Raw genomic sequence first — 11,836 nt, 5'->3', positions numbered from 1 at the left:
ATATAAGGTATAAGCGAGAAATATCATTGCTATTATTCAATTTCAATATTATTTGCTGCCTGTAATAGCTTTTGTATGCTAGATAGGGGAAGGATATTTACGTATTTTTGTTTGTGTAATCTCTGAAAAAAGATGGCAACCTAATTTAGTAAGAATATGAAATTTTAAAAGTCTAGTGCTCATCTTTACAATCATTTTTTTTATTACACTTTACGATTTTCGAAGGCATCTAAAGCAATATCTTTTAAATAATGGAGATTACCTTATACTTTTGTTTTTCTTGTTCTTTAACGGGGGCATGATGCCCTTCACACAACACAAAACCCTATTGCTCATTCACGTATTTCTTTAAAAAGGCATCTCTCAACACACACAACTCCATTCTACAATGGTACCACGGTATAATTAAAATCCCTATAAAATATACAAAACCCATTATATCTCCCGTCTTTACGTTTGTGAAGGAGAAAGCCGATGCTATCACACATTCTTCCAGATTACAAAATTGAGGTAGCTTTTGATACTTGAGATGGTTCAGTAAAGATATTTATGCTTTTTCTTTTCCTGCGTATCAATTCTGTTTTTTTATATGAAAAAAACGATTTTTTTGATTCAAATGTGAAGGTCTGAAATTGAAAGAATATCATTGTATTTGTGTCTGTTTTTTAAACTGAAAAATAATGTAATTATAAAAATAAGATTGAGTTATTTATATTGAATTAGAATCCTGAATATCGTGAGGTTTTCTCATTTCAAATCTCTCTATGTTGAATCAACGAAAATCATTCTCTTGCACATTACAAGCGAGAAAAGTCATGTGGATAAAAACGATTAAGAAACGACTAAAAATACCTCTTATAAACCGCCTTAGGTCTTAAAAACTGTCGCGACATTGAGGAAAGCAAATATAACGATGGTGTCTTTTTTCTTCATGAGCGTAAAGAGTGAGGGTATGAAAATGGCTTTATTTATACTCATGGTTTCTCTCGTTGCGAAATGGGCTTGGGAGCGAGATGTTTTTTTACACGTGAATTGGCAACCCAAGTGCATTGGGTTTAGGGCATTCTATTTTGCCTGAGGGGCATGACCCCAAAAAGACACGTGATAAACAAAGGTATGAGGGAAGGTGTAAACTTCATTATTTAAAAGATATTGCTGTAGACGCTTTTGAAAAAGCCGTACAGTTGAATTAAAGGATGATGGTAAAGCCGAAAGATGGTTCCTCCCTTTATGCCTTTATATTCTTCTCAAATTAGGTTATCTCCCCATTTCAGAGATAAATCAAACAGAGATACCCAACATACTTGCTTCCATTTGGCATAGAGAAGCTGCAACAGTAGAGAAGGTAATAAAACGCCTTAATATTTGTCCTAAATATGCTGGGGCTTTGGGTGTGGATGTTGATTTACAAGCCGTGGAAAAAGCAAGGGCTTTGTTAGGAAAAAAACATAATAAAACACACAAATTTCCAGCAAAATGGATTGGATAGATAAACCGACTTTTTATAAACTTTGTAAAACAATAACACAATTTTCCTTGTGTTTGCTCATCTTTACGGGTGCATACGCATCTTTTGTGTTATATTCATAAAGGTCAGATTGAGAAAAATATATGGATTATCCTTGCCTCGAAAATAGGAAAAGAAAGTGTAATACTACAACAGAATTTCGTTTCCCTTTTCATCAGAGGCATTAAAAATTTTGAGACAAACCATTTGCTATCTCGTAATGATTTCTTTTTTCTACAACCAGTCGTCTTTCCTTGGTTAAAGTTGCAAGTTATCATATAGGCAACAGATTGGACTTGAAGGCCGTCGCCATAAGGCTCAGTTTAGTGGAGGAAACATTCAATACACGATTAAAGCACTCTACAGATGATCGATTTTATTTTTTGAGTCGAATATTTTTTATCCTTCGTGGGAATCTTCAGTTTTTTTCAGTTCTTCAATTATTGGCATAGACATGATATTATAGCCTGAATCAACATAATGGATTTCACCCGTAACGCCTGATGATAAGTCAGAGAGTAGATAAAGAGCGGATTTTCCAATTTCATGAATATCCACGGTACGACGTAATGGGGCATTACGGCGTTGATGTGAAAATATTGCACGTGCAGCTGCAATACCATTACCTGCTAGGGTCCTAACAGGACCAGCAGAAATTGCATTGACGCGGATATTTTGTGGGCCAAAATCTGCTGCTAAATAACGGACCATAGCTTCTAAAGCAGCCTTAGCGACCCCCATGATATTATAATTAGGGACAACTTGCTGTGAAGCGCCATAAGTAAGGGTTAAAAGTGCTCCTCCATGAGGCATGAGCTTTCCCGCGCGCTGAGCAATTTCAGTAAAAGAATAAGCTGAAATAACCATTGTACGTTGAAAGTTTTCACGTGTTGTCACATCAACGTAACGCCCTTTTAGCTGATTTTTATCTGAAAAACCAATAGCATGGACAATAAAATCAATTGTTTTCCATTCTTTTTCAAGTTTTTCAAAGACGTCGTCAACATTTTCAGTTTTTTCAACATCACATTCTAGAACTAATTTGCAGCCAAGCTTATCTGCGAGCGGCTGAACACGTTTTCCAAAAGCTTCTCCTTGATAAGTTAAGGCTAATTCAGCTCCTGCTTGTGCGAGTTGACAGGCAATGCCCCAAGCAATTGAATGGTCATTCGCAATTCCCATAATAAGGCCACGTTTGCCCTCCATCAAACCTTTCATATTATTCTCCGTAAGACCGTACTTTTTTCAATTACTAAGAACTTTCATTTATACATAGCGTTGAAAAATAAGTGTTGCATTGGTACCGCCAAAGCCAAAAGTATTTGACAGTACGGTATTCAGTTGTTGATGATCACGTCTTTCACGAACGATTGGCATATCAGCAAAAGCTGGATCAAGTTCTTCAATATGGGCACTTTCACAAATAAAATTATGATTCATCATTAACAATGTGTAGATTGCTTCGTGAACACCTGCAGCTCCTAAGGAATGTCCTGTTAGAGATTTGGTAGCAGAAATGGGCGGACATTGATCACCCGCTCCGAAAATACGTCGGATAGCTTCTATTTCAGGAGGATCACCAACAGGTGTTGCTGTCGCATGGGGGTTGATATAATCAATTTTATTATTGACTGTTGCAAGAGCCATGCGCATACAACGCTCTGCTCCCTCTCCTGATGGAGCGACCATATCATGTCCATCGGATGTCGCACCATATCCAACGATTTCTCCATAGATTTTTGCCCCACGCGCTTTAGCAAGTTCTAGATCTTCAAGGACTAAAACGCCAGCGCCTCCAGCAATGACAAATCCATCACGATTGACATCATAGGCACGTGAAGCTTTGTGAGGGATGTCGTTATATCTGCTAGACATAGCGCCCATAGCATCAAATAAAACAGAGAGTGTCCAATCCAAATCTTCGCAGCCACCGGCAAAGATGCGCTTCTGTTTACCATATTGTATCATTTCATAAGCATTCCCGATACAATGATTGGAGGTAGCACAAGCTGAAGAGATTGAATAATTGACTCCTTTTATTTTAAAGAAAGTTGCTAATGTAGCAGATGCTGTAGAACTCATCGCTTTAGGAACAACAAAAGGCCCAACACGTTTTGGACCTTTTTGGCGTGTAATATCAGCCGCTTCTACGATTGATTGCGTTGAAGCACCTCCAGAACCCATAATAATACCTGTATGTTCGTTTGATACTTCATGAGGCTCTAGACCAGCATCAACAATCGCTTGATCCATGGCGATATGATTCCAAGCTGTTCCACGTCCATGAAAACGTAGAGCGCGTCGATCTACGAGTTCTTCTATATTAATATCAGGTTTACCATAAACTCTGCTACGAAAACCTAATTCGGCATATTGAGGTGCATAAGAAATACCGGATTTTGCCTCACGTAAACTGGTTAAAACGGCCTCTGGATTATTTCCAATCGCGGAGACAATTCCCATACCGGTTACAACAACTCGACGCATTCATACCTCCTTATTCCGTACAGAATAGTAAAAAATTCTTCCTGATGAAAATAACATTCAATCTTCTTTGAATAAAGCAACGCGCAAATCATTTGCCTTATAAATAGTTTCTCCATCTGCTTTTAGCCATCCATCAGCTATTCCTAAGACTAAATTTCCACGTCGAATACGCTTAAAATCTATTCCATATTCAAGAAGTTTGGTTTGTGGCGTTACCATACCTGATAACTTAACTTCACCTGTTGATATTGCTCTTCCTTTTCCTGGTTCGCCCAACCAACCGAGAAAAAAACCTGTTAATTGCCACATACCATCCAATCCAAGGCATCCTGGCATGACGGGATCGCCTATAAAGTGACAATTAAAGAACCACAAGTCTGGTGTAACGTCAAATTCGGCACGAACCATTCCTTTATCATATTTGCCATCAGTTTCACTGATTTGAGTGATTCGATGTATCATCAACATTGGTGGTGCTGGCAATTGCGCATTACCCCTACCAAACATTTCGCCGCGAGCGCAGCTTAGAAGCTCTTTATAAGTGTAGCGAGACTTTTGTTCAGCCATGGTTACTCCATTTATTTGCATATATTTTTATTTCTGCGCTTTTCCCCAACTTAACTTTTAGAGCAAATTTTAAAGAGAGGGAAACGATTTTATATCATTTTTAATGACAAAAGCCCTTTTTTATGTATTCTACATAGATAACTATTTAAAAATGGAATACAAGATTGCACCGTACTGTTCCCATTTTTTTTATTTTTATCTTATTGAAGCAGGAATATGTATTGGTTTGTAACATGTCAGGAAGTGCAGACAATTTAGATATGAATGAAGAGCAACAGTCCACAAAAGAATGTGGAGAAGGTGTGCGATATTATTCCACTTCTATGTTAGAAAAACATTTACGTGAAAATGGTTTGCGTCCAACACGTCAGCGGTTAGAACTTGCGCATATGATTTTTTCTCAAGGCAACCGTCATATTACTGCTGAAGAGCTTTATGAGGAAGCGGTGAGGGCAGGTGTTCCTGTATCCTTAGCAACAGTTTATAATACGCTTCATCAATTTACAGAAGCGGGATTATTACGGATTATTGCTGTAGAAGGCTCGAAAACTTGGTTTGATACCAATACCTCTGATCACTACCATTTTTATATAGAAGGCGAAAATCGTATTTTTGATATTCCATGTGATTTGGAAAAAGCTTCCATTATTAGGAATTTGCCTACACCACCAGAAGGTATGGAAATTTCACATGTTGATTTGATCGTTCGATTGAAACAAAAAAATCAATCTTGTGATGGGGAGTAAGGGTATTCAATGAGGAATAAAAATTAAACTTGATGCGTTTGAGCATTCACCAACTTTTTATTTTTTCGTCAGGGTAAATCCCCCATAATTGCGGTTGATGAAGCCATCCATGAACGTTATTAAGAGTGATTTCGCACCATTGTCCATCGCATTGGTGAATATTGCCGATGACATTAGGCTCTACTTCTGCCACAAGTTCTGCGTTGTCGGTGGGTTTTTTTCGTAGCTTTAGCCTTTTTGTTTTATCTTTTTGCCATGGAATAGTTATAGCAGTTCGCTTTCCTGATAAAAGCGATTGATACACCCACCCTTCATCACCTTCTGCATCACGAATTTTGCGCCATTGATCATATTCTTGGATGATTTCAATAGGCAACCCCTTCTTTTTGTAAGTAAAAATGATAGAATAGTTACTTCCTGGACCAACGCGTACATTAACACGAGTAGGTTTAATCGAAGCAAATCGCGGAAGTGGTAAACCGCTGGGACCTAAATTTTGATTAAATGTTTGTGCGTGCAACAAACGCGGGGAACCCAATACAATGACTTTTGCTATTAAGATACATGATGCAAGCATTAAAACGTGAGACCAACGAGAATTTTGCACACTGAACTCCTTTATTTCATCATATATTGGTAATTAAAATCCGGAAGATTAAGATTGGAGACTGATAAAATTATGCCATATCGCTCGTTAACGAGATCTAAACAATGAAAAAATTGTTACGAGTATAGAAAAATAAGGAAAACAAAAGTTTGAATTTCTTAGAGCTTATGGTGTTTATGAGGGTATAGCTGTAAATAAATATTGGATTTTTAGCGTGCTGTATGCGTGAGAAAGATATTAAAACAGCCAAAGTATATTGTGGATGGGGCAGTTTTTCTATAGGAGCTCAATGCTAAAATATTGTTTCTTTTTTCCAAAGAGTGTTTCTCGAAATAAAAGCATAGTTATGCATGTTATGAATATAAAAACTGTTCAGTAAAGGGATTATGATGTGGCTTGAGAGGACAGTTTTGAATGGACAAAAGAATACGATGCATGAAGCATTTAAACGTAAAAATATGAGCAACATTATAGAGTGGATTGATATATGAAGGGCTAATTTTTAAAGGATAGTTTTCTGTGATAAGTCAATGTATAAAATTTGCTATACTATGCTTTTATGCAATGATAGGGCTTATATGGATTAAGCTGGTACTATCATTCTATTTCACGGCTTTCAATGTTATGTAGTTCCTATTATTTAGAGCATTCATAAGAAACATTTTTATTCTATTTGCAGATAAACTCCACTTATGATGTATACAAGCAAAAAATCTTAATTGATTCAATATAAGAGGATGTTGAAATAATTTACTGTATTCTCCTTAATATGAAAAGCGATTACTTATGATGATAAATCAATAAGTTATCAATTTAAAATCGTTATTAAATTGTAAAAACATTTTCGTTAAAAATGATAATATAAGACACCTATACCCATATTAAAATACAGCGTTTTCTCTGTTTATTTTCAATTTTCTTTTGTTTCAATTCAGTATAAAAAGCTTGATGAAAGAGGAGGGCTTATTCGATACGCTTATGAGGTCAATTACATAAGTGAAGGGTAGAAGAAATTTATCAAGAAAAAAGAATCTGCAGTGCAGTGGTTGAAATTCTTCATCTTTTAGAAGGATAGAATCAAGAGATATAAAGAGTTACGCAATTATATCGTTTCATTACATAAATGAAGGGAAAGAGAATTATGTATTTTCATATCCTCACACACAATCACATATTGTAATAGCCATTTGTATTTTGTAATTTTATTTAAAACCTTTGCAAGCTTAAGAGTATTTAAAGATAAAAAAGAAATCACCATGAAACCTGCTATAAGAAACAGTTATCTGAGAGATAATAAAGAAGGAGAAAAATCATTGTAAAAAGTGATAATAAAACACTTACATTCAATCCACATTTTACATAGGAACAAGTTGCTTAAATATCTAAAGCGTCACTTTGTTATTTCTTTTTAAAAATTATAAGAGTGAAGTAAACTCTATCCCTATGATAAGAAACTTTATCACTGATAATTAACATATTAGTTTATATAACTAAAATACGAGACAACATTGAACACAACACACCACACACAAGCAATCCATTGCAACTGCCTATGAAGATAAAATTTCCTGATAACTCACTCTTTATTGCTTATGCAATTCTATGATGCATCAAAAGTACATCACTTCACTGTAACAGCTCGTCCGTTACTCACAAAACCTTCTCTTTGCGCACGCTTACGAGCAAGCTTACGTGTACGACGAATAGCCTCAGCTTTTTCACGAGCACGCTTCTCAGATGGCTTTTCATAATAACTACGCATTTTCATTTCACGGAAGATACCTTCACGCTGCATCTTTTTTTTCAACGCGCGGAGCGCTTGATCAACATTATTATCACGAACGAGTACTTGCACTATTTATCCTGCTTTTTCAGTTTCATAAATGATAGGAAAACCTAGGTCCTTTTAAAGATACATCTAAAAGGACAAAGGCTTATATCATATAAATAAGACATTTGTCTATATAGCTTTTTAAAATTCTTATTTTTTTTGTAATAAAATGCTTTTTATAATGAATGATAGAATTTACACGGTTATAAACTTATGAAAGTCCTTGTATTTGATCATTTTCGTCAAGATGAATTTTTTCAGCGGCAGGATAATGCGGTAAGCCGGGCATGGTCATAACATCTCCACAAATGACAACGATAAAGCCGGCTCCCGCACAGAGACGAACTTCTCGTACAGGAATTTCAAAATCAACAGGAGCACCATATTGCTTGGGATCAGCAGAAAAAGAATAAGGTGTTTTTGCCATACAAATAGGATAAGTGCCAAACCCTTCTTTTTCCCAAGATTCAAGTTGTTTAAGAATAGGAGTTGAGATGATGGCGCCACGCCCACCGTATAGCTTTGTTATAATACAATTAATTTTTTGAACGAGGGGAATATCATCTTGATAGAGAACTTTAAAATCGGAATCTTGCTTTTCAATTAAGGCAACGAGTTCTTGTGCAAGTTCTATAGCCCCTTTTCCACCTTGTTCCCAATGCTTACAGATAAGTGCTTTGTGTCCAGTTGTTGCAACTATTTTCTGTAATGTTCTTATTTCAGCATCGCTATCGCTGTCAAAATGATTAATCGCTACAACACAAGGGATACCGTAGAGCTCCATATTTTTGATATGTCGTACAAGATTAGCTGCTCCCTTTTCTAAAGCGGTGATATTTTCTTCTGTCAGGTTATTTTTATCCACACCACCATTCATTTTTAATGCACGAATCGTTGCGACAATCACTGTTGCATTTGGTACAATACCTGTTTGCCGACATTTAATATTGAAAAATTTTTCTGCTCCAAGATCAGCTCCAAATCCTGCTTCCGTGATAACATAATCAGCGAGTTTTAAAGCGGTTTTTGTTGCTATAACTGAGTTGCAACCATGCGCAATATTGGCAAAAGGTCCTCCATGAACGAGAACAGGATTATTTTCAATTGTTTGTACAAGGTTGGGTTGTATGGCGTCTTTGAGAAGAACTGCCATTGCGCCTTCTGCATTGAGATCAGCCACTGTTACGGGTGTTTTATCATGACGATAGGCAACAATAATTTTTTTGAGTCTTTGTGTAAGGTTTTCTAAATTTTCAGAAAGACAAAGAAGAGCCATAATTTCTGATGCAACAGTAATATCAAAACCTGTTTGGCGTGGAAAACCATTTGTTATGCCTCCCAATGAAATAACGATATCGCGCAATGCACGGTCATTCATATCAAGAACGCGCTTCCAAACAATGCGACGTGGATCAATGTTTAGAGTATTCCCCCAATAGATATGATTATCGATCATTGCGGCAAGAAGATTATGGGCTGCTGTAATAGCATGAAAATCACCGGTAAAATGTAAATTAAGGTCATCCATTGGGACGACTTGCGCATAACCACCACCAGCCGCACCACCTTTGACACCAAAACAGGGGCCTAAAGATGGTTCTCTCAAAGTGGCTATTGTTTTTTTGCCAATGAGATTAAGAGCATCACTCAGTCCAACTGTTGTTGTTGTTTTTCCTTCTCCAGCAGGTGTGGGATTGATAGCCGTAACAAGGATAAGTTTACCATCTGGATTTTTATTGAGTGATTTTATGTATGCAGAAGAAATTTTAGCTTTATCATGACCATAGGGAATAAGATTTTCATGTGAGATACCAATTTTTTGTGCAATTTCAGTAATATGCTTCTTTTTAGCAGTGCGAGCAATTTCAATATCTGTTTTATGCATGGAAAAATTCTCTAAATTGAGCTTTTATTAACGTTTGGGATCTGTACTCTATGGAATTAATTAAGAAGAATCCATAAAGACTAGAAAGTATAAGATATCATAAAGGTCAATGATATGGTGCGCAAGAGATAATGCTAAAGGACTACAAGAGGATTCTTAATCGTTTTTTTTGGAAAAAAGAATCTCTATTTTTTAAGTTTCGATAAGTTTTTAACTGGCCTGCAATATCACTCTCAATACCAGATAATGATGAACATCAGAAGAAAGTTTTTAGGTAATTAATTGAAAGACTTTTGATGCAGCGATCTTTATGCGATTTTTATATCTCATATTTGTTTATTTCGAATAGCATACTGGAAAAGTTTTAGAGAGCGGTAAACCGCAATTTTGGGTGCCATACCTAAAATCCCTCTTAAGATAGGGTGGACAAAAATGAAATATTCAAAAAATATCCATTAATGGAAAAGGGAAATAAGCACGTAAAAATTATCCAATTGATTAAAAAGTATAATCCAGAGGAGATCAAAAACAAGCGCATGGATTGATTGAGGAAAGAAAGCAACAAAATATCCAAACTCATGCGATCGCTACAATTATCGCTAATAAAAAGCGCCTTCGGATTGATTTGAAGGTCGCATGACACTTTCTTCTATCAAAAAGACTAAAGAAACGACTGACAAGAAAACGGAATAAAAAGCCATAAGAAGATTAAAGATAAGCAAAAAATGAATCACATAAAAGAAATCCAAGGGGCTTAAATACGAGTAAGATATTACTGATAGATGGCGCACCCGAAGAGATTCGAACTCCTGACCCCCAGATTCGTAGTCTGGTGCTCTATCCAGCTGAGCTACGGGTGCACACATTTCGATTTTCTACATTGTCTAAGACACAATGGGTTCCTAATCGTTTCATTAAAGAAATGCAAGTGAAACTTGTGTCGTCATAAAAAAAAACTCTTTTTTTATGAGATATTAAAAAAAGTTATAATATATTATGGTTTCAGTTGGATTTTTGAGAGGGTCATTTTCTTGCTGTGACCCTACCACGCAATATGAACGATAGTTAACTTGACGTTTTCGTCTAGGAACGATAGTCAGCCAGAAATGATATATGTTTTTGCGGTGGGGGGTAAGATATATACCTGCTGTTTGGTTTTTTTGTAAAACGCCAATATTACTGTTGAAAACTATTTCAGATAAACATGATACAGCAAAGGTGGATGTATGGCGTTATTAAAAAAGATCTTTCCATTGTTGTTTTTAATTGTTGTTTTAACAGTTACTTATTGGGCTGGAAAACAGAGTGCAGAAAAACCCATCTCTACAGTGGATAAAACAAGTATATCATATAAAGATTCAAAGGGAAAAATGGGAAGACCACCGACAAATGTTGTCGTTGATCTAGTAAAAGTTCAAGATTTTTATGAACAGCTTAACGTTCTAGGGAGTGGACAAGCTCTTGCTAAAGTAGATTTAACCCCTTTATCATCAGGTGTTCTTGATAAGCTTTTTGTGTCTGCTGGTACAAAAGTACAAGTAGGTGATGCGGTTGCAAAGCTTGATTCTAAAAAGGAGGAAATAGCGGCCGCAAAAGCAAAAGTACAACGTGATAATAATGCGTTAACGCTTTCACGCATTCTTAAATTACGTGCCAGCAATACAGCAACGGAAGTTCAAGAAATTACGGCACGTTTAGAGTTGGATAACGCAGATCTAGTTTTGCGTAATGCTGAGGTAGACCTCGATCGGCGAACAATTCGTACACCGATTTCTGGAGTTGTTGGTATTTTACCCGTTGATACGGGGAATAACGTGACCCTTAATACTGTAATAGGGCGTATTGAGAATAGAGAACGTATTTTGGTCGATATATGGGCCCCTGAACGATATGCATCACAGATCCATAAGGGAGATGAGGTAACGGCAACATTAACTGCGCAGCCAGATAAATCTTTTATCGGTCATATTTACGCGATTGATAATGTCATTGATCCAGAAAGTCGCACACTTCATGCTCAGGTTGAAATCAATAATGAAAAAGATACGCTCATGTCTGGCATGTCCTTTTCTGTTGCCTTGCAATTCCATGGCGGTTCTTTCCCTGTCGTTAATCCTCTTGCGATTCAATGGAACAGTAAAGGGTCATTCGTTTGGCGTGTGAGAGAAGGAAAAGCAGAGTCTATTCCCGTATCGATTATTCAGCA

At 36.5% G+C, this 11,836-nt stretch carries 8 protein-coding genes and 1 tRNA gene; 2 read left to right on the top strand and 7 right to left on the bottom strand.

Annotation, left to right across the window (positions count from 1 at the left end):
• Positions 1-1,906: 1,906 nt before the first annotated feature.
• Genes fabI through fabA form a run of 3 tightly spaced genes read right to left on the bottom strand, consistent with a single transcriptional unit; the run spans position 1,907 to position 4,561 of the window.
• Positions 1,907-2,725 (bottom strand): enoyl-ACP reductase FabI, encoded by an 819-nt coding sequence (gene fabI / locus BN338_RS03975; RefSeq protein ID WP_039759266.1) that lies wholly within the window; start codon positions 2,723-2,725, stop codon positions 1,907-1,909.
• A gap of 48 nt (positions 2,726-2,773) precedes the next feature.
• Positions 2,774-3,994 (bottom strand): beta-ketoacyl-ACP synthase I, encoded by a 1,221-nt coding sequence (fabB, locus tag BN338_RS03970; protein ID WP_039759263.1) that lies wholly within the window; start codon positions 3,992-3,994, stop codon positions 2,774-2,776.
• A gap of 57 nt (positions 3,995-4,051) precedes the next feature.
• On the bottom strand, positions 4,052-4,561 hold the full coding sequence (gene fabA, locus BN338_RS03965) for a 3-hydroxyacyl-[acyl-carrier-protein] dehydratase FabA (protein WP_039759260.1): 510 nt from the start codon (positions 4,559-4,561) through the stop codon (positions 4,052-4,054).
• A 233-nt stretch (positions 4,562-4,794) separates the two neighbouring features.
• Between fabA and irrA the strand changes: the two genes are divergently transcribed.
• Complete coding sequence (gene irrA, locus BN338_RS03960; RefSeq protein WP_039759532.1) at positions 4,795-5,307, top strand: iron response transcriptional regulator IrrA; 513 nt, start codon at positions 4,795-4,797, stop codon at positions 5,305-5,307.
• A 46-nt stretch (positions 5,308-5,353) separates the two neighbouring features.
• Here the strand turns inward: irrA and BN338_RS03955 are convergent, their stop codons facing one another.
• The 4 genes from BN338_RS03955 to BN338_RS03940 all read right to left on the bottom strand — a co-directional run bounded on the left by BN338_RS03955 (position 5,354) and on the right by BN338_RS03940 (position 10,490).
• Complete coding sequence (locus tag BN338_RS03955; protein WP_039759258.1) at positions 5,354-5,914, bottom strand: SH3 domain-containing protein; 561 nt, start codon at positions 5,912-5,914, stop codon at positions 5,354-5,356.
• Positions 5,915-7,535: 1,621 nt separating this feature from the next.
• Entirely contained in the window at positions 7,536-7,769 is a 234-nt protein-coding gene (gene rpsU, locus BN338_RS03950) for a 30S ribosomal protein S21 (RefSeq protein WP_039759255.1), read from the bottom strand.
• A 187-nt stretch (positions 7,770-7,956) separates the two neighbouring features.
• On the bottom strand, positions 7,957-9,630 hold the full coding sequence (locus tag BN338_RS03945) for a formate--tetrahydrofolate ligase (protein ID WP_039759252.1): 1,674 nt from the start codon (positions 9,628-9,630) through the stop codon (positions 7,957-7,959).
• A 783-nt stretch (positions 9,631-10,413) separates the two neighbouring features.
• Positions 10,414-10,490 (bottom strand) — tRNA-Arg (locus BN338_RS03940).
• A 366-nt stretch (positions 10,491-10,856) separates the two neighbouring features.
• Between BN338_RS03940 and BN338_RS03935 the strand changes: the two genes are divergently transcribed.
• On the top strand, positions 10,857-11,836 hold a 980-nt coding region (locus BN338_RS03935), incomplete at its 3' end, for an efflux RND transporter periplasmic adaptor subunit (RefSeq protein WP_039759249.1).

This window comes from Bartonella queenslandensis AUST/NH15 (assembly GCF_000312585.1).
GTDB classification, from domain to species: Bacteria; Pseudomonadota; Alphaproteobacteria; order Rhizobiales; family Rhizobiaceae; genus Bartonella; species Bartonella queenslandensis_A.
This window is presented reverse-complemented; position numbering and strand designations above follow the sequence as displayed.

What these genes read in the sequence shown, in the direction of transcription:
- fabI (WP_039759266.1), bottom strand. Translation starts at nt 2,725, where the DNA reads ATGAAAGGTTTGATGGAGGGCAAACGTGGCCTTATTATGGGAATTGCG.
- fabB (WP_039759263.1), bottom strand. Translation starts at nt 3,994, where the DNA reads ATGCGTCGAGTTGTTGTAACCGGTATGGGAATTGTCTCCGCGATTGGA.
- fabA (WP_039759260.1), bottom strand. Translation starts at nt 4,561, where the DNA reads ATGGCTGAACAAAAGTCTCGCTACACTTATAAAGAGCTTCTAAGCTGC.
- irrA (WP_039759532.1), top strand. Translation starts at nt 4,795, where the DNA reads ATGTCAGGAAGTGCAGACAATTTAGATATGAATGAAGAGCAACAGTCC.
- BN338_RS03945 (WP_039759252.1), bottom strand. Translation starts at nt 9,630, where the DNA reads ATGCATAAAACAGATATTGAAATTGCTCGCACTGCTAAAAAGAAGCAT.